The sequence below is a fragment of the Bacillus sp. FSL R5-0397 genome (assembly GCF_038593395.1).
In the GTDB taxonomy this organism is placed as follows: Bacteria; Bacillota; Bacilli; order Bacillales; family Bacillaceae; genus Bacillus; species Bacillus altitudinis.
The window spans coordinates 3633232-3652199 of sequence record NZ_CP151992.1 but is presented as its reverse complement, the minus strand read 5'-3'; the positions used below and the strand labels follow the sequence as shown (position 1 = coordinate 3652199).

Annotated in this window: 18 protein-coding genes, 4 tRNA genes and 1 other annotated feature; of the genes, 19 read left to right on the top strand and 3 right to left on the bottom strand. The window is 43.0% G+C overall.

Features of this window, described 5'->3' with window-relative positions; translation table 11 throughout:
- Positions 1 to 135 precede the first annotated feature (135 nt).
- The 4 genes from NSQ70_RS18710 to NSQ70_RS18695 all read left to right on the top strand — a co-directional run bounded on the left by NSQ70_RS18710 (position 136) and on the right by NSQ70_RS18695 (position 3721).
- On the top strand, positions 136 to 717 hold the full coding sequence (locus tag NSQ70_RS18710) for a TetR/AcrR family transcriptional regulator (protein WP_282746253.1): 582 nt from the start codon (positions 136 to 138) through the stop codon (positions 715 to 717).
- Positions 718 to 933: 216 nt separating this feature from the next.
- Positions 934 to 2229, top strand: a complete 1296-nt coding sequence (locus NSQ70_RS18705) for an adenylosuccinate synthase (RefSeq protein ID WP_007497400.1) — start codon at positions 934 to 936, stop codon at positions 2227 to 2229.
- A gap of 133 nt (positions 2230 to 2362) precedes the next feature.
- Positions 2363 to 3496 carry a DUF418 domain-containing protein gene (locus NSQ70_RS18700; RefSeq protein ID WP_342502355.1) on the top strand — a complete coding sequence of 378 codons (1134 nt, stop codon included), beginning with the start codon at positions 2363 to 2365 and terminating at the stop codon, positions 3494 to 3496.
- A 15-nt stretch (positions 3497 to 3511) separates the two neighbouring features.
- On the top strand, positions 3512 to 3721 hold the full coding sequence (locus NSQ70_RS18695) for a hypothetical protein (RefSeq protein ID WP_024718463.1): 210 nt from the start codon (positions 3512 to 3514) through the stop codon (positions 3719 to 3721).
- Between the two features lie 30 nt (positions 3722 to 3751).
- On the opposite strand, the gene NSQ70_RS18690 is transcribed toward NSQ70_RS18695, so the two are convergent.
- Positions 3752 to 4276 (bottom strand): peroxiredoxin family protein, encoded by a 525-nt coding sequence (locus NSQ70_RS18690; protein WP_007497396.1) that lies wholly within the window; start codon positions 4274 to 4276, stop codon positions 3752 to 3754.
- Between the two features lie 332 nt (positions 4277 to 4608).
- On the opposite strand from NSQ70_RS18690, the gene NSQ70_RS18685 reads away from it, so the two are divergent.
- The 11 genes from NSQ70_RS18685 to NSQ70_RS18635 all read left to right on the top strand — a co-directional run bounded on the left by NSQ70_RS18685 (position 4609) and on the right by NSQ70_RS18635 (position 12742).
- Positions 4609 to 4684, top strand: a tRNA-Lys gene (locus tag NSQ70_RS18685).
- A gap of 6 nt (positions 4685 to 4690) precedes the next feature.
- A tRNA-Glu gene (locus tag NSQ70_RS18680) sits at positions 4691 to 4762 on the top strand.
- 81 nt (positions 4763 to 4843) lie between these two features.
- Positions 4844 to 4920 (top strand) — tRNA-Asp (locus tag NSQ70_RS18675).
- Positions 4921 to 4946: 26 nt separating this feature from the next.
- Positions 4947 to 5019, top strand: a tRNA-Phe gene (locus NSQ70_RS18670).
- Positions 5020 to 5366: 347 nt separating this feature from the next.
- Entirely contained in the window at positions 5367 to 6074 is a 708-nt protein-coding gene (gene yycF / locus NSQ70_RS18665) for a response regulator YycF (RefSeq protein WP_017359978.1), read from the top strand.
- 7 nt (positions 6075 to 6081) lie between these two features.
- Positions 6082 to 7920: a cell wall metabolism sensor histidine kinase WalK gene (gene walK / locus NSQ70_RS18660; protein ID WP_007497390.1), complete on the top strand. Its 1839-nt coding sequence runs from the start codon at positions 6082 to 6084 to the stop codon at positions 7918 to 7920.
- Complete coding sequence (yycH, locus tag NSQ70_RS18655) at positions 7910 to 9289, top strand: two-component system activity regulator YycH (RefSeq protein ID WP_024718466.1); 1380 nt, start codon at positions 7910 to 7912, stop codon at positions 9287 to 9289. Before walK ends, yycH begins: the two co-directional genes overlap by 11 nt.
- Entirely contained in the window at positions 9276 to 10139 is an 864-nt protein-coding gene (gene yycI / locus NSQ70_RS18650; protein ID WP_024718467.1) for a two-component system regulatory protein YycI, read from the top strand. The genes yycH and yycI overlap by 14 nt, the downstream gene beginning before the upstream one ends.
- A 6-nt stretch (positions 10140 to 10145) precedes the next feature.
- Entirely contained in the window at positions 10146 to 10940 is a 795-nt protein-coding gene (locus NSQ70_RS18645) for an MBL fold metallo-hydrolase (RefSeq protein WP_007497388.1), read from the top strand.
- An 81-nt stretch (positions 10941 to 11021) separates the two neighbouring features.
- The gene (locus NSQ70_RS18640) at positions 11022 to 12209 is read left to right on the top strand and encodes a S1C family serine protease (protein ID WP_035704177.1); all 1188 of its coding nucleotides are present in this window, start codon (positions 11022 to 11024) and stop codon (positions 12207 to 12209) included.
- Between the two features lie 68 nt (positions 12210 to 12277).
- Positions 12278 to 12742, top strand: a complete 465-nt coding sequence (locus tag NSQ70_RS18635) for a GNAT family N-acetyltransferase (RefSeq protein ID WP_017368440.1) — start codon at positions 12278 to 12280, stop codon at positions 12740 to 12742.
- A 39-nt stretch (positions 12743 to 12781) separates the two neighbouring features.
- On the opposite strand, the gene NSQ70_RS18630 is transcribed toward NSQ70_RS18635, so the two are convergent.
- Together NSQ70_RS18630 and NSQ70_RS18625 are read right to left on the bottom strand one after the other, a co-directional pair.
- Entirely contained in the window at positions 12782 to 13663 is an 882-nt protein-coding gene (locus NSQ70_RS18630; protein ID WP_008347478.1) for an ABC transporter ATP-binding protein, read from the bottom strand.
- The gene (locus tag NSQ70_RS18625) at positions 13664 to 14353 is read right to left on the bottom strand and encodes an ABC transporter permease subunit (protein WP_008347476.1); all 690 of its coding nucleotides are present in this window, start codon (positions 14351 to 14353) and stop codon (positions 13664 to 13666) included.
- Between the two features lie 192 nt (positions 14354 to 14545).
- Positions 14546 to 14816, top strand: a binding site (T-box leader).
- A 112-nt stretch (positions 14817 to 14928) separates the two neighbouring features.
- On the opposite strand from NSQ70_RS18625, the gene NSQ70_RS18620 reads away from it, so the two are divergent.
- Genes NSQ70_RS18620 through NSQ70_RS18605 form a run of 4 tightly spaced genes read left to right on the top strand, consistent with a single transcriptional unit; the run spans position 14929 to position 18914 of the window.
- Positions 14929 to 15789: an S-adenosyl-l-methionine hydroxide adenosyltransferase family protein gene (locus tag NSQ70_RS18620; protein WP_007497378.1), complete on the top strand. Its 861-nt coding sequence runs from the start codon at positions 14929 to 14931 to the stop codon at positions 15787 to 15789.
- A gap of 14 nt (positions 15790 to 15803) precedes the next feature.
- Positions 15804 to 16361: an ECF-type riboflavin transporter substrate-binding protein gene (locus NSQ70_RS18615; protein ID WP_024718471.1), complete on the top strand. Its 558-nt coding sequence runs from the start codon at positions 15804 to 15806 to the stop codon at positions 16359 to 16361.
- Positions 16362 to 16380: 19 nt separating this feature from the next.
- Positions 16381 to 18096: an ABC transporter ATP-binding protein gene (locus tag NSQ70_RS18610; RefSeq protein ID WP_342502354.1), complete on the top strand. Its 1716-nt coding sequence runs from the start codon at positions 16381 to 16383 to the stop codon at positions 18094 to 18096.
- Positions 18087 to 18914: an energy-coupling factor transporter transmembrane component T gene (locus NSQ70_RS18605; RefSeq protein ID WP_024718473.1), complete on the top strand. Its 828-nt coding sequence runs from the start codon at positions 18087 to 18089 to the stop codon at positions 18912 to 18914. Before NSQ70_RS18610 ends, NSQ70_RS18605 begins: the two co-directional genes overlap by 10 nt.
- Positions 18915 to 18968: the final 54 nt, after the last annotated feature.

Here is an 18968-nt window from a genome sequence, read left to right as displayed (position 1 = left end):
TCATCACTCCTTATGGGTTGTCAGATGATTCCTTTTTTTCACTGTGTTAGATTTAAAGGTAATTCATCAGGAGAAAGGATTCAACCAACAGAAAAGCGAAATCTGTTGAAGAAAATGGGAAGGGGAGAGCGGCTTGTGGCGGACTGCTACAGAGGGGATAAGCGCGCAACTGAATCAAAGCAACAATTAAGAAAAGCGTTATTTCAGTTATTAAAGGAGAAGGAATGGGGGAAGATTTCTGTACAAGATTTGACGAACAAGGCAGGAATCCATCGCACCACCTTCTATCAGCATTATGAGGATAAGTTTGACTTAGCTCAGCAGGTCATGGATGAGATGTTTGATGTCATGAAAACCGCTATTTTTGCTCCTGTACATGAAAGTGAGTGGAAGAGCGATCATGCAGCATATGTGTATATTTACCGCTTTTATCAGCATTTGCAGGAACATGAAGAGGAGTATCAGATTCTCTTGAAAAGGGGAAGAGAGCTTAATATTCATCAGACAGCCAGTGCTTTTTTTGAAGAAAGCTTTACTTTGGGGCTAGAAGAAGTCACAGGTTCACCACCTGATCCACAACACGTTCCTCTCGAGATGCAGAAGCAATTTGTCATTTCTGCTTATGTTGGAACAGCTGAGTGGTGGCTCAGAAAAGGTAGACCATACTCACCCGACTTTATGGCAAGTTCGATGATTCAATTGATTGAAAATCACTGAACAAACGGAAATGAGAAAAACAGTCATTTTGATCGAAATCTTCTTGTTTAAGCGTAGAATGAGCAATTAAAGCGCTTTTCCTCACATGTAAAACGAACAAAATTTGATTTCGAGATATTAATGTTCGGATTTCACGTTGACTTTTTCATTGTCCATTGATAAAATAAATGTGTTTGAAAGAGATAACGTTTTGAAAGGTTAACGGAGGTGCACGATATGTCTTCAGTAGTCGTAGTAGGTACGCAGTGGGGTGACGAAGGGAAAGGGAAAATTACCGATTTCCTTTCAGAAAATGCAGAGGTGATTGCCCGTTATCAAGGGGGAAACAATGCAGGTCACACAATCAAATTTGATGGAGTGACATACAAGCTACACCTCATTCCGTCCGGTATTTTTTACAAAGAGAAAACTTGTGTCATCGGTAATGGAATGGTGGTTGATCCTAAAGCGTTGGTCACTGAGCTTGCGTATCTTCACGAACGGAATGTGAGTACAGATAACCTCAGAATCAGCAATAGAGCCCATGTCATTCTGCCTTATCACTTAAAATTGGACGAGGTAGAAGAAGAGCGGAAAGGGGCTAACAAGATCGGTACGACGAAAAAAGGAATCGGACCAGCTTATATGGACAAAGCTGCCCGCGTCGGAATCCGTATCGCAGATTTATTAGATCGTGAAGTATTTGAAGAGAAGCTTGCTCGTAATCTAGAAGAGAAAAATCGTCTTTTAGAGAAAATGTACGACACAGAAGGCTTCAAAATTGAAGATATTTTAGATGAGTATTATGAATATGGTCAGCAAGTGAAAAAATATGTCGTGGACACATCTGTTGTATTGAACGATGCTCTAGATGAAGGCCGCCGTGTTCTTTTTGAAGGGGCACAAGGCGTTATGCTTGATATCGATCAAGGGACATATCCGTTCGTGACGTCATCTAACCCAGTGGCTGGAGGCGTGACGATTGGTTCTGGTGTAGGTCCTACGAAAATTCAACATGTGGTCGGCGTATCAAAAGCTTACACAACTCGTGTAGGTGATGGCCCATTCCCGACAGAACTTCATGATGAAATTGGTGATCAAATCCGTGAAGTTGGCCGTGAATACGGTACGACAACTGGCCGCCCGCGTCGTGTTGGCTGGTTTGACAGTGTTGTTGTCCGTCATGCGCGCCGTGTGAGCGGAATTACAGATTTATCTCTTAACTCCATCGATGTACTGACAGGGATTGAGAAATTGAAAATCTGTGTTGCTTATAAATTGAACGGAGAAATCACTGAAGAATTCCCAGCAAGCCTTAATGAATTAGCGAAATGTGAACCTGTCTACGAAGAAATGCCAGGTTGGACAGAGGATATTACAGGCGTGAAGAATTTAAGTGAACTGCCTGCAAATGCCCGTCATTACTTAGAGCGCATTTCACAATTAACAGGTATTCCACTTTCTATTTTCTCAGTCGGACCAGACCGTTCCCAAACGAACGTTGTCCGCAGCGTGTACCGTCCATCATTATAGACTGATCAGACACCAGTAAAATCACACATTTTACTGGTGTCTTTTTTTGTTTAAATATTCCTTAATTTCTACGGAACGCTCTTCCTGTCATTACCAAAATATGATAACTGTATAAAAGGGAAGGAGCGTCCTAGTGAAAGAAAGAATACGATTATTAGATATTTTACGAGGTTTTGCGATATTAGGTACATTGGGTACAAACGTCTGGTTTTTTGCATACGCAGGGGATACCTTTGCGACAGATCAGATTGCGGATGAATATGAAAATGGCAGTTTTCTTGAAAGTCTTGTCTCTATGTTCGTTTATGGCAAAATGCTATCGTTGCTTACGATCATGTTTGGTGTAGGGCTAGAGCTGAAATACCAGCAAGCGAAAAGAAAAAATATGACTTGGCCGGGTCCATATTTATGGATTCTTTTATTCTTATTGATTGAAGGCTTTGTCCATTTTGCGCTAGTGATGGAATATGATGTGCTCATGAGTTACGCCATCACGGGTTTGCTTGTGGCGTTTATTGTCCGTGGAGGAAGTCGGCGCATCAAAAAAGGCATGATTGTCTCGGGTGTCATTCATTTGTTGGTGACGGCTTTTCTCGTTGTATTTTCTTTCTCTGAATTGGAAACTGAATCCTATGACGGGAGCAGTGAACCAACGTACGAAGAACAACTGCCGGAGACATGGATATCTCAAGTTCAAGACCGATTACAGCACTTTTTGATGTATCGAGAAGAAGCGATCTTTATTATCCCAATGAATACCTTTTTGTTTTTATTAGGTGTGCGGATGATGAGAGCCGGTGTATTTTATGCAAATGAGCGTGGGCAATCTCTGCGGAAAACATTGTTCCGAATGGGTTTGTGGATTGGACTGCCGCTGAATGCGCTCGTCTTCGTACCAAATGACATAGTAGAATTCGTGGTGCGCTATGTGTTTTCACCATTCCTCTCTATTTTCTATATTGCTGTCGTGGCGAAGCTTCTAGCACGCACGGAGTCATGGTTCATGTGGTCTTGGTTTGAATATGTAGGGAAAATGGCGCTTAGCTGCTATATCCTGCAAAATGTCATCTGCTCGATCCTTTTTTACAGCTGGGGATTGGGTCTTGGCGGTCAAATCAACGCCCCCCTTATCGTCTTGTCATGGTTGTTCATTTCACTTTTGCAAATCGCTATTTCAGCCCTTTGCTTACACGTCTGGCGAATTGGGCCAATGGAGTATATCCGATCACGGGCACTTCGCCGTGTGACAATGAAGAAAGCATCTTAAAGGGGAATAGATACAATGTTTTTCAAAAAAACGACGAAAAGAGAACAAGCCAATGCACAAAAAGCAGCAGGATCGGCGTTTGTTTTTTATCTTCTAGCATTAGGAGGACATGCGTCTTACGCTTTTTTTCAAGGTGAGAGTACACCTGTGACTTTTGTGATTTTAATGACAGGTCTTCTTGTGTTTTTCACCGCAGATTGGCTATACAACAAAAAACATTCATAAAAAAGAAGCCCTCTGATGAGAGCTTCTTTTTTATTTTAGGCTTTTATATTGGCCTTTTAAATTTTTACGAATGTATTGAATGATTTTGCGCAGTTCGTTGGCATGCGGTCTGCCAAATGGACTTGTTTGTCTTTGCTGATAGAGGACTTGGCCTTTTTCATTTAATAAGAAATAGGCAGGTTCTCCGTGCACCCCGTGGTCTTCGTATGGGGCATCTTCCCCGTGATAGAAGACTTCATAGGCTTTCAATGATGTGAGGTCTTGGTCAGACATGATGGGGAAAGAAAGTCCCTCTTTGTCTGCAAATTCTTTCAAGTCTTCAGGATTATCCGTTGAGATCGTCATTAAGTGAATATCCTTGTCTTGAAAATAGGATTGCTGTTTTTCCAGCTCTTTTAATTCCTCGACACATACTGGGCACCATGATCCTCTAAAGAAAACGATAAGGTGCCAGCTTTGATGCTCCTCTAAATGTTTGTAAAACTCAATGTGATCGCCCTGCACTGTTGGCAGTGAAAAATCGGGCATTTTATCTCCTAATTTAAATGAACTCATCCTATGCTTCCTCCTTTTTCAATCACCATGCTGTTTGTTTCTTGTATAACCAATAATGATCGGAATCAAACGTTTCTGTGTGCTGGATTGGGCAGTAGCCATTAATTGAATGAAGGCGTTTTCGGATTTAGGTGATGTAACAGAAGATATCAAATCCGACACTTTTTTTAAAAAAATGTCGAAAAACGTATTGCCATATGTAATTACTCTATGATATTATAAATCTCGTTGTTGCAAAGGTCTCTGAAACTTGTTAAGATGCGATTTTCCAGCTTTTAAAGCGATTGGTTTGACGCAATACAGCTTCTTCAGATTCACTTTTCACAAACCGAGAGCCATTAGCTCAGTTGGTAGAGCATCTGACTTTTAATCAGAGGGTCGAAGGTTCGAGTCCTTCATGGCTCACCATGTTTTGGCCCGTTGGTCAAGCGGTTAAGACACCGCCCTTTCACGGCGGTAACACGGGTTCGAATCCCGTACGGGTCATTGATTTACTTTAGCGTTAAGCTAATTTTTCCTCACTTGCTTGAAGGAGCACCACGATTGCTTTTTCGGGCAAGTTACTGAGGTCCGGTAGTTCAGTTGGTTAGAATGCCTGCCTGTCACGCAGGAGGTCGCGGGTTCGAGTCCCGTCCGGACCGCCATTTATACATATTCATCTTTTGATGATGGCTCGGTAGCTCAGTTGGTAGAGCAACGGACTGAAAATCCGTGTGTCGGCGGTTCGATTCCGTCCCGAGCCACTTCCAAACGCATCTGCAATCGCAGGTGCGTTTTTATTATGAAAAGAAGGCATAAAAAGGGAGAAGCCGGACCTAGGTAGGGCCCGGCTCCATAAGAAGAAGACGTTACATGTATATAGACGTTTGGTGACTGGAAAAGTTTCAATAAAAAAGGAAAAAGTCATCAAATCTTTTGGGTGAAGTTCTTCTATCCAACGTTTACTAGCAAAGAAAGCCGTTATTATTTTTATCTTTGCCTCGTAAAACGTTATAATAGACAGTGAGCCTTTTTTTCGTAAATGAAGAAGGCGTAATGAGACATGCAAAATGGAATGACATAGATGCTAAAAATGCAGGAGGAAATCACAATGGAAAAAAAGATTCTTGTCGTAGATGATGAAAAGCCGATTGCGGATATATTGGAATTTAACTTAAGAAAAGAGGGCTACGAGGTTCATTGTGCGTATGATGGAAATGAAGCCCTTGAAATGGTAGAAGAAATTAAGCCAGACATTATTTTGCTCGACATTATGCTGCCGAACAAAGATGGCGTTGAAGTATGCCGTGAAGTGAGAAAGAAATATGATATGCCGATTATCATGCTGACAGCAAAAGACTCTGAAATCGATAAAGTCATTGGTCTTGAGCTTGGCGCGGACGATTATGTCACAAAGCCATTCAGTACACGCGAGCTGCTTGCACGTGTAAAAGCAAATTTAAGAAGACAGACGGCTGCTCCGCAATCAGAGGAAGAATCTGAATCAAATGATATCGAGATTGGTTCACTTGTGATCTACCCAGATGCGTATGTCGTGTCTAAGCGTGACGAAACGATTGAGTTAACGCATCGTGAGTTCGAATTGCTTCATTACTTAGCGAAACATATTGGACAAGTCATGACACGTGAGCACTTACTGCAAACGGTTTGGGGCTACGATTACTTCGGAGATGTCCGTACAGTAGACGTGACAGTCCGCCGTCTTCGTGAAAAAATTGAAGACAACCCTAGCCACCCGAGCTGGATCGTGACAAGACGAGGCGTCGGCTACTATTTAAGAAACCCAGAGCAGGACTAAGATTCTTATGAGTAAAGTAGGTTTTTTTCGCTCGATTCACTTTAAATTGACCTTGATTTATGTGCTGCTGATCATTGTCGCCATGCAGATTATTGGCGTGTACTTTGTGAAGCAGCTAGAGCAGTCCTTAATTAATTCCTATGATAATTCCTTGAATCAGCGAATCTACTCGTTATCGTATTACCTAGAACAAGATTCATCGAAAAGCAAGGCAGAATTAAAAGAGGATGCTCAAAAGATATTAAACGATTTTAACAACAAAGATGAGTCTAATGAAATTTCTGAAGTCAGCTATATTGACGAAAGCAGAGAGGTCATTGCCTCTGTAAATAACGGCAGTCAAGAGATTGCCGGGAAGAAAATCACAGATCAAATCATTAGCCGTATTTTCGCGGTTGGCAAAGACTACGAGAAAAAATTCTATGACCCAGAATCGAATAAACGAGTCCGCATATCAGCGACAGCCGTGAAAAATGAGAACCAAGAAACCGTTGGTGTCATTTATGTGGTCTCATCCATGGAAAGTGTTTTTAACCAAATGCGAACGATCAACACCATTTTGGCGACGGGTACACTCATCGCACTTGGGACGACCGCTCTACTTGGTATATTCATATTCAGAACCATTACACACCCAATTTCGGATATGAGAAAGCAAGCGATCGAGCTCGCCAAAGGGAACTTTTCCAGAAAGGTCCGAAAGTATGGACATGATGAGATTGGTCAGCTAGCGACGACATTTAACCATCTGACGAGAGAGCTGGAGGAAGCGCAGCTGATGACAGAGGGTGAGAGGAAAAAACTTTCTTCTGTTATCGCCTATATGACCGATGGCGTCATTGCCACGAATCAAAACGGGGCCATTATTCTATTAAACAGCCCGGCACTAGAGCTTTTGAATGTTTCACGTGAAACAGCTCTAGAGATGCCGATCACATCCTTGCTTGGCTTAGAAGAAACTCATACATTTGAAGATTTAGTCGAAAATCAAGACTCCATGCTGCTAGAAATTGAACGCGAAGATCAGCTGTCTGTTTTGCGTGTCAATTTCTCAGTGATTCAGAAAGAGCATGGGAAAATTGATGGTTTAATTGCAGTCATTTATGACGTAACCGAGCAGGAAAAAATTGATGCGGAACGTCGTGAATTCGTGGCGAACGTATCGCATGAGCTGCGCACACCGCTTACGACGATGCGAAGCTATCTGGAGGCACTCGCTGAAGGTGCGATTGGTGATAAAGAGCTTGCGCCAAGGTTCCTCAGTGTCACGCAAAATGAAACAGAGCGCATGATTAGACTTGTGAATGACCTGCTCCAGCTGTCTAAGTTCGACAGCAAGGATTATCAATTCAATCGTGAGTGGACGAATTTTATCAGGTTTATCTCGCTCGTCATTGATCGTTTTGAAATGACGAAGGAGCAGCATGTCGATTTCATCCGCAACTTGCCGCAGCGTGAAATATATGTGGAAATTGATCAAGATAAAATCACTCAGGTGCTCGATAATATCATTTCCAATGCTATGAAATACTCGCCAGAGGGTGGACACATTACGTTCACTGTCGATTTGGATGAGGAGCAAGGTCTTGTGTTATTCAGTGTCAAAGATGAAGGAATCGGTATTCCGAAGAAGGATATGGATAAAATCTTTGAACGTTTTTATCGAGTGGATAAGGCGAGAACAAGAAAGCTTGGCGGAACCGGCCTAGGCCTTGCGATTGCAAAAGAAATGGTTCAGGCTCATGGCGGAGATATTTGGGCTGACAGCATTGAAGGAAAAGGAACAACGGTAACCTTTACCCTTCCGTACAATGAAGAACAAGAGGATGATTGGGATGAAGCGTGAGACCTTTAAAACCATTATATTGACAATCCTAATTGCGATCAGTCTTGTGTTTACGTGGAATATTTGGATGTTCCAGCCCGTCATGCAGGATCAGGCGGATGCCGGCACACAGGTCGTGGAAACGAAGAAGATTTCAAGCGACGAGCCTCGGAGTCTCATTGATGTCGTGAAGCCGCGTGAGATGTTCATCCATTCCAATGGAGAGCATTTCAAAGTGGATCAAAAGGAACTCTTCCAAAACTTTTGGAATGATGTAAGCCTGTGGGATGTCAAAGAGATTGCTGATGTGTCGGACCAATATTCCGAGCAGAAATTTAAGAATTTCTTCTATGGACGCGAGGGGCAAGGCAAAACATTGGATCTTGTGTTCAATGATCCGATTCCGATTGATATTTTTCAAGCGCTGTTTAAATGGCCGAATAAATCCATTGAATACAACTCGTTTGACCGGATGATTGTGCCGTTCGCTCAACCGGATAAGGCCAATAAGAAAGTCTATTTGGTTTCATACAGCAAGGAATCGGTGCTTGAGCTAACGATTGAATCTGCCAACTATCGTAATCTGATGGATAGTATTGCAGCCGCTCAAAACGAGATGCCGCGCTATGATCTATATACTTTCTCTACAAATTCAAAACGAGATTTCCTGCTGCCGCAGAAGCAAAAGCAGCTTGAAGCGAAAATGTTCTTTATCGAAACGATTAAGACAAGCAAATTCAAGGACGCTTTGTTTACAGACCCAAGTCTAGTTGGGGAGGAGTCTAATTTAAACCGGACGGTATATACAGATGGAACGAGTCGTCTTGAAGCAAATCAAAAAGACCACCGCATCCAATATCAGCATCGTAATATCAATTCTAGTACCGTATTCCAAACGGGGGATTTGATCAAGCGAAGCGTGAAGTATTTCAATGATACTGGAAGTTTTACCGATAATTATCAATACTTCGGCATTAACAGCAACCAGCAGCTGTCCTTTAATATGTTTATGGATGGACTGCCGATCGTCAACAGCACAAAACATCCATTTGGTATGACATCACTTGAAGTACAATGGGCGAATGATGACATCTTAAGTTATAAGCGTCCAAACTACATTCTCGGCAACAAAGCGAGTCAGAGTGAACAGGTCAAACTGATGAATGGGACAGAGCTGAAAAACTTGATCATCAAGCAGACGAAGTATGATGATTTAGAGAAAATTGAACAGATTTTCCCTGCCTATCAAGCGACATCCACGGCATCAGATCAGGATCAAGCGATGTTTGTCTGGCTAGAGCCGGTATGGTGTATGAAATATAACGGAAAAACCGTCATCTTATCGAATGATTTGCTGACAGAGGGGAGCGAGAATCATGGAGTGGAATAAGACCAAAACGATCTTTATCCTAGCCTTTCTCGTTCTCGATATCTTTCTAGGTTTTCAATACTTTGAAAAGCGATCGACCGATCATTTTGCGATTATCGAAAAAACAGATACGCTGGAAGAAATGAAGGCAGACGGAATCAAATATGGCAATCTATCAGATGAAGCGAAGATTGGATACCGCATTACAGCTGAGAAAAAGCAATATACGAAAAAGGATGTCGACGGATTAGCTGATCAAAAGACGAAAAGCACATTCCCGAAAACCGAGAAAGATGATCCTGTCACCCTGCTTGAAATGACCTTCAATAAACCAGTCGCATTGCCGAAAAAAGATATGAAAACAGCAGCGACCAATCTTGTGAGCCAGCGTTTACTGGATGGCAAGAATTATAAGCTCTGGAGCATCGATGAAGAAACAGGTGAAATCGTCTTTTTCCAAACGTATAAAGGAAAATACATCTTCCAAGAAGGTCTTGATGACACCGAAACCATTGGGAAGATCACATTGGATGTGAACGATCAAAACGAGGTCGTCTCGTATCGGCAGTCGATGGTGACATCGATTAATGAAGTGAGAAAAGAAACCCTTGTCCCGGCGCTTGAAACGGTGAAGGACTTATATACACAAAATATGCTGAGCCAAAACACGACAGTGAAAAAAGTGGAGCTAGGCTACTACACGCAATACCCAGGTGCAAGCACTCAAGTAATGGTTCCTGTATGGCGAGTAGAGATTGAAGGCGTGGCAACTGGTTCAAAGAAAAAGACAGAAGAAGAATATTTGATCAATGCCATTGATGGCTCAACACTTGATCATATAGAGAAAGAAGACAAATCTTCATTGGAGTGAGAGAACATGAGCTTGCAGTTCAGTGTACTAGCGAGCGGAAGTACGGGGAACGCTTTTTATTTAGAAACCGATGAGCATGCTTTTTTAGTAGATGCAGGCTTAAGCGGCAAACAGATGGTGGAGCTGCTTGGTCAAATCGATCGCAAGCCGGAAGACTTGGACGGAATTTTTGTCACACACGAGCACTCAGATCATATTAAAGGACTCGGTGTGATGGCAAGAAAGTACAAGCTTCCTGTCTATGCAAATGCAAAAACATGGAAGGCGATGGAGTCACATATTGGGAAAGTGGATACGGAGCAGAAATTCCACTTTGATATGGAGACGGTTCAATCATTCGGCGGTCTCGATGTTGAATCATTTGGCGTATCACATGATGCGGCAGAGCCCATGTTTTACGTATTCCATTATGGCGGGCGTAAACTTGCCCTTATGACGGATACAGGCTATGTGAGTGACCGGATGAAAGGGATTATTAAATCAGCCAATACGTTCGTATTTGAGAGCAACCATGATGTCGGCATGCTGCAAATGGGGCGCTACCCATGGAGTATTAAACGCAGAATTTTGAGCGATGTCGGACACGTATCCAATGAAGATGCAGCTCTTGCTATGACAGACGTGATTGGAGACGCCACCTCACGCATTTATTTGGCCCACTTGAGTCAAGACAACAACATGAAGGACTTAGCCCGTATGGCGGTCCAGCAGACGCTTGAAATGAAGGGCTTTGTTGTAGGGGACGGCTTTGATTTATATGATACGGACCCGAAAAAAGCAACCCCGCTTTGCGCCGTATGATTTTTACAATCGTATGATTAAGATAAGAGCTTCTTACCAACACTATATACATCATCTATTCACTGAAAGGAAGGAAACATAGTGGATTATCGCGATGTAGAGTGGAAGCCGAGACGAAGCAGAAAAGGATATTTCCTATCTGGTCTGATCGGTGTATTGGTAGGAGCTTTTTTAATGGGATTCTTTTTCCCCTATGTGTCTGGACAAAGCGGCAGCCCCTTTGGCTGGCAATCAGCTGGAGATCAGCAGGCATCAGATGGCCCTTTAAAGACCGTCAATGTGAACGTGAATGATGCGGTCACAAAAGTGGTATCGAGTATGTCGGATACGGTTGTCGGCGTCATTAACATTCAAAAGTCGAGCTTTTGGGAAGAAGGCGGTGAAGCAGGCAGCGGGTCAGGTGTGATTTATAAAAAAAAGGGTGACACCTTTTATATTGTGACCAACCATCATGTCATCAAAGGCGCAAACCAGCTTGAAGTGAGCCTTCAGGACGGGACAAGGATCGGGGCAAATCTTGTCGGCAGTGATCAGCTTATGGATTTAGCGGTACTCACGGTCAAAAGTGATAAGATCAAGAAAACCGCCGCCTTCGGCAATTCAGACCATGTCAAACCAGGTGAGCCTGTCATCGCCATTGGAAATCCATTAGGCCTTGAATTTGCTGGCTCCGTCACACAAGGTGTGATTTCTGGAACGGAGCGTGCGATCCCTGTTGATTCTAATGGTGATGGACAGACGGATTGGAATGCGGAAGTTTTGCAAACGGATGCCGCCATTAATCCTGGGAACAGCGGCGGAGCCTTGATTAATATGGACGGGAAAGTGATCGGCATCAATTCAATGAAGATTGCTGAGTCAGAGGTGGAAGGGATTGGGCTGTCTATTCCTGCGAACCTGGTGATCCCTGTCATAGAGGATTTAGAGCGCTATGGAGAGGTGAAGCGTCCGTACCTTGGTGTTGGGATGAAATCACTAGCAGATATTGCGAGCTATCATTGGCAGGAAACGTTAAAACTGCCATCAAAGGTCACAACCGGAGTCGTCGTGATGAGTGTCGAGCCTTTGTCTCCAGCAGGGAAAGCAGGGTTAAAAGAGCTGGATGTCGTGACGTCGTTTGACGGCAAGGAAGTACAAAACATCGTCGATCTGCGTAAATATCTTTATCAAAAGAAAGTAGGCGACAAGGTAAAGGTGCAATTTTACCGAAGCGGAAAGAAAAAATCAGTCGAGATCAAACTCTCCCAAACCGATCAGTTCGGTGGCTAGCCAGTTCCTATAAGGGACTGGCTTTTTTTACATGCCCGGCATATGATAAAGAAAAGGGGGAGATACGATTGGTCACATTACTACCAATGTCGCAAACAGATTATGACGTCTTGATAGAGAAGGCCATTAAGCGGTACGCAGAAGAAAAGGTACACGCAGGGACATGGAATCAGGAAGAAGCGCAAAAGAACGCAGAGGAACAATTTGACCGGCTGCTTCCTGAAGGACTTCAGACAGAAGATCATGAGTTGTGGAACATCTTACATGGAGAAGAAGCCATTGGATGGGTATGGCTTTGCTATGATCCAGATCATCCCCAGCATGAAGGATTTATTTATAATTTTATTTTGTTTGAAGCGTATCGAGGAAAAGGATTGGCAAAACAGGCCATGACGGCATTAGAAGAGCAGGCAAAGTCATTAGGTGTGAAGAAACTATCGCTGCATGTCTTTGCCCATAATCAAATCGCCCGCTCACTTTATGAGAAAACGGGATTTGCTGAGACTGGGATTTACATGAGCAAGCCTTTATAAAAAAAGAGAAGTACCGTGCAGTGAGCGTACGGTACTTTTTTATGTGGACATCATGGCATCTTGCGCCGTGACTCGGTATAGGTCGACTTTGCATTTCACAAACGCACGGATGATGGCTGGGACTTGAGCTTCTGAACGAATCAACAATGAGGTCTCGTCATCTCTGATCACAAGGTCTGTTCCCACACTTTGTAAGTACTGCGTGAGAACAGGCTTCACCTCATCATCAATCCATGCATGCTTGAAGGTGGCACGAATGGTTGAGGACGTGATGGTTTTCTCTTGAGGATGAGTACTTGAGGACACGATTTTTCCTTCAGATATGAAAGCTGTTTTGGTACAAATAGGCTGGGTGAACCTTGGCTCGTCTGCTGTTAAAAAGACAGTTTTCCCTTCAAATTTTAACGATTCAATCACCCGCTGGATATGTAAGATAGAATCTGCATCAATATCCGCAAAAGGCTCATCAAGTAAAATAAAGTCAGGCTGATGAGCGATGGCCTGAGCCATTCCGAGCCGCTTCTTCATCCCAGGTGTAAAGGCACCGACTTTCTCTTGATGATAACGATGTAAGCCAACAAATTCGAGTAATTCTTCATAATAGCTCGTTTTCTGGCGAGTACCCGTAATTTTCGATAAATAGGCAATATGCTCAATAGCAGTCAGCCCTTCATATAAATCTGTATATTCAGGCAGCACACCGATATGATGCCGTACTTTTTTTAACGACGTCATGTTCATCATGATAAATGTGCCAGAGGTGGGGCGGGAGATCCCTGTAATGATATTAAAGAAGGTTGTCTTACCAGCACCCTTTGGTCCAATGAGGCCGAAGATATCCCCTTGATGGATATCAAGATCAATATGATCAATTGCGACTTTTGTCCGATATTTTTTTGTCAGCCCTTTTGTGTGAAGCACTTAGACATCCCTCCTCTGAAACAGTAGTGCAGTTCCAACGAGTAAGACAACAGTCAATGCGGCATTCATCAGCACATAGGTCAGCGGTTCACTCCAGCGCGCATAATAATAAGGCGTCACGTATTGGAACCAGTGAATCAACCGTTCTGAAGAAAGAACAGACATCATGCTCATGATTGGAAATAGAAAGGAAAACAACATGCCAACAAACATCGATTTCTGTGGTGTTGGAAAGAGCATGGACAAAAACAAAGCACAGGATATGCCGACACTGATAAACGTTAATATTTTTAAGGCATCAGAGAACAGAAAACGATGTGAAATCACCATATTTAATATATATGTGGTCATAATGCAACTGAGCCAAAACAGCATCAGCCCAAGATATTTCCCGATGACAATGTTTAAACGGGTCGTTTTGCTGACGAGAAAACGAATGGTTTTCAAATGAATTTCACGGCTCAAAATATCATGAGATAATAAAAAAATAAGGAAGAAACCAAATAAAGAAATCACTAGTTCATTCCCAATGGAATAGGGGTCCTTTGCCTGTTCCCACTTTCCTTGATAAGCAGCTATAAATGGAAGACTTGATACAAAAGTAGATAAAATGAAAATAATAACAATAGTTAAGATGGATTTTGTGCTTTTGAAGAGCTGCTTAAATTCATTCATACAGATGGTCCACACACACTGTACCTCCCTTCATCTTTATTATACCGCTAGAAAAGAAAGACACCATATCTCGCTCTTTAACATTTGCTTAAATTTTATAAAAAAGAAGACTCTTCCAGAACAGTTAACTCATTTTTAAAAATGTTCAGAAAAATATCTTGATTTATCAAAAAACATCATGTATGATAGCTTTAATTCAAGATAGTTAAACAGGCAATGACGAGAGAAAGTACAATCATCAATTTTTCCACAGAGAGCTTCGGCAGCTGAAAAGAAGCAAAAATAATGATTCGAAAAATGGTCTCTGAGCCTCGTGCTGAACATATCCATGATATTAGTAGGTGACGACGAGAGTTGGTACTCGTTATCAAAACCACAGTATATGAGCCAAATTGGAGCTTTGTACTTGTAGAGGCTGTTTAGCGCGAGCAAACAGTAAATAAAGGTGGTACCACGAGACAAATACCTCGTCCTTATGATTCATAGATAAGGATGGGGTATTTTTTATTGTCCACTTTTTTTTCATACAAATGTTCAAATGTTCCACGTGAAACACCACAACCATTTTTTCAAATGAAAGGGAGATTAACATGAGTGAACATGCATTGGTTTTACAATCAGATTTCGGTATTGATGATGGAGCGGTCAGCGCAATGTACGGCGTAGCCAATACAGTGAGCAGCGGCATCCGCATTTTTGATTTAACTCACAACATTCCCCAATATGACATTTGGGAAGCTTCTTATCGCTTGCTTCAGACGGTTACATATTGGCCGGAAGAAACGGTATTTGTCTCCGTTGTTGATCCAGGCGTTGGATCAGAGCGAAAGAGCCTTGTCGTCAAAACAACAAGCTCACACTACATCATCACACCTGATAATGGGACACTTACGCATGTCGCACAGGATATTGGCATCGTGGAGGCTCGGTATTTAGATGAAACCATCAACCGTCTGCCGAAGTCAGGAAAATCACATACATTCCATGGTAGAGACATTTACGCCTATACAGGCGCGAGAATTGCTTCAGGTGTGATTTCTTTTGAAGAGGTCGGGCCAAAGGCGAATATAGAGGACATTATTCACCTTCCAGTCGTACAAGCTTATGCGGAAGAAGAAGTGATCACAGGGACGATTGATATTTTAGATGTGCGGTTCGGAAACCTATGGACAAACATTCATCATACGTTATTTGAACAGCTTTCAATCAATTATGGGGATGCAATAGAAGTTACCATTGCCAACGGGCCAAAAAATGTGTATAAAAATATCATGACCTATGGACGATCTTTTGCCGATTTAAAGGTAGGCGAACCACTCGTATATGTCAATTCACTCGATCATTTAGGCGTGGCGATCAATCAAGGGTCATTTGCAAAGGCTTATAACATCGGTACAGGCACAGGCTGGCGCCTTTCGATTCGCAAAGCTCCGCGCATTATATATGAATAAGAGGAGGAAACATCATGGCAGGTAAACAACTTTCAACGAAAACTGTCGTTGCCATCGGAATTGGCGCAGCCGTCTTTGTCATTTTAGGACGCTTCGTCTCCATTCCAACTGGGATTCCGAATACACAAATTGAAACATCGTACGCGTTCCTTGCGTTAATGGCCGTGCTATTTGGTCCTATTGCAGGCGCATTGATTGGATTTATTGGTCATCTCATTAAAGATGCCACCACATTTGGACCTTGGTGGAGCTGGATTATCGTTTCGGGTGTTGTTGGTTTATTGATCGGCCTCATTTCGAACCGTTTAAAAGTAGAAGAGGGCGACTTTGGCTGGAAAAAAATCACGCTCTTCAACGCCGTCCAAGCCGGCGCACAAGCATTAGGCTGGTTTGTCATTGCGCCGGTACTCGACATTGTGATCTATGCAGAACCTGCAAATAAAGTGTTTGTTCAAGGCATCGTAGCAGGAATCTCAAACATCATCACAGTCGGTGTACTAGGCACCATCATCATTGCGGCTTATGCGAAAACAAGAAGCAAAAGCGGCAGTCTATCGAAAGAAACATCATGAAGCAAGGTGGAACACATAAATGAAGAAACCGATGATTCAATTCGAACATTTCGGATTCAAGTATCGCAGTCAGGCAGAACCAACATTGAAAGATATCAACCTGACCATCTATGAAGGAGAAAAAGTCCTCATCGCAGGCCCGTCTGGATCGGGAAAAAGCACACTAGCCCATTGTATCAATGGGCTAGTTCCTGCGTCTTATAAAGGTTCTATGGAAGGAAGTCTTCACATCGGCGGGAAAAATGCAGAGAAAGAGAACATTTTCTCTCTTTCACAGCTCGTCGGAACGGTGCTGCAAGATCCTGATGGACAATTTATCGGGCTGACCGTTGGAGAAGATATCGCGTTCACACTAGAAAATGATCAAGTCACACGCGAAGAAATGAAAACACGTGTCGAGAAAGCGGCAAAATTAACAGAGGTAGACGGCAAACTGGCATCATCCGTGCATGAGCTGTCAGGCGGTCAAAAACAACGTGTCGCCATCGCAGGCGTACTTGTCAACGATGTCGACATTTTGCTGTTTGATGAACCACTGGCAAGCCTTGATCCCGCAACAGGTAAAGAAGTGATCGATCTCATTGACCGTCTGCAAAAAGAAACGAAAAAAACGGTCGTGATGGTGGAACATCGATTGGAAGACGTCCTCTTCCGCCATGTCCACCGCATCATCGTTGTCAATGACGGCACGATTGCAGCGGATATGACACCAGATGAATTGCTCGCCTCAAATGTATTAGAAGCGGCATATTTACGTGAGCCTTTATATGTGAGAGCGATGAAATATGCAGGCATTCCGATTGCAGCAGGAGATCAGATCGCTAATTTACAGCATCTCACCTTAAATGACGAGGCAAAAGAGAAAATCGAGCAATGGATGGAAGCATCTGAGCCATCAGTCGAGCAGAATGAAGCACCGGATTTACTAGAAGTGCGTGAGCTGAGCTTTGATTATCCGACAAGACCAAACACGCTGAGCAACATCTCTTTTACCGTCAAAAAAGGAGAAATGATCAGCATCGCCGGTGCCAATGGCGCAGGCAAGACGACACTATCCAAGGTGCTCTGCGCATTTGAAAAGCCAACAAAAGGGACAATCCTTTTAAATGGCGATGACATCACAGGAGACACCATCAAACAGCGCTCCGAACGAATCGGTGTCGTCATGCAAAACCCAAATCAAATGATTTCGAAACAAATGATTTTTGATGAAGTCGCACTCGGTCTCGTTTTAAGAGGCGTACAGGAAGACGACATCAAGGATCGTGTAGAGCGAGTCCTGAAAGTGTGCGGGCTGTATCCATTTCGAAATTGGCCGATCTCAGCACTCAGTTTTGGACAGAAAAAACGCGTCACCATTGCATCCATTCTTGTGTTAGAGCCAGAAATCATCATTTTAGATGAGCCAACGGCCGGTCAAGATTTTAGACATTACACAGAGATGATGACGTTTTTAGAGCAATTAAATCAGCAGGGCGTCACGATTTTGATGATCACCCATGATATGCATCTCATGCTCGAATACACGACAAGAACCATTGTCATTTCAGATGGAGAAAAAATCGCAGATGATACACCAGCCAAAGTGCTGACAGATCAGCTGCTAGTCCAAAAGGCGAGCTTAAAAGAAACGTCGCTCTATGAACTGGCGCTAAAAGCAGACTGGCCAAATCCAAATGAACTCGTGGATCGCTTCATTGAGGTTGACAGAAAGGAACGAATGACATGGCTGTAGACATGCTGTCTTATATCGATCGCCCATCGCCAATTCACCGGCTGACAGGGGCAACCAAACTCATTTGCTTTATCCTCTGGTCATCCGCAGCGATGCTCACATATGATACAGGCGTATTAGTGTTTATGCTAGTTGCCAGTATCGTGTTCTTTCAGCTATCAAACGTACGATTTCGTGATATCTCTTTCGTAGTGATTGTCTTGGCGATTTTTCTTGTCATCAATAACATCGCCATTTACGTCTTTGCACCTCAGCAAGGTGTCGCCATCTATGGAGCGAAGCATGAGCTCTTTCACATTGCAGGCTGGTACAATGTCACACTTGAACAGCTTTTCTATCAATTGAACATTACACTGAAATACGTGACCGTGATGCCAGCGGCGCTTTTATTTATCGTGACAACAAATCCAAGTGAATTCGCCTCATCGCTCAGCAGAATCGGGGTCAGCTACCGGATTTCGTATGCGGTAGCGATTGCTCTGCGCTACATCCCAGATATTCAGCGTGATTTTCGAACGATTGCCATTTCTCAGCAAGCAAGAGGCATTGATTTATCGAAGAATGAAAAACTGGGAAAACGGATTAAAAATGCGCTGTCGATTGTGATGCCGTTGATTTTCTCCAGCCTAGAGCGGATTGAAACGATCAGCAATGCGATGGAATTGCGCGGGTTTGGAAAGCATAAAAAGCGCACATGGTTTACGGCGAAAGACTTTCAAAAAGCAGATTATGCGGCGTTAATCTTTGTTGGAGCGGTACTGATTGTGTCGCTAGTAATTACATTTGTTAGAGGAACGAGATTTTACAATCCGTTTTGATAGAAGGAAGCCTTCACAGGAGTGGAGGCTTTTTTATTTGGTTTGTGGATAAAA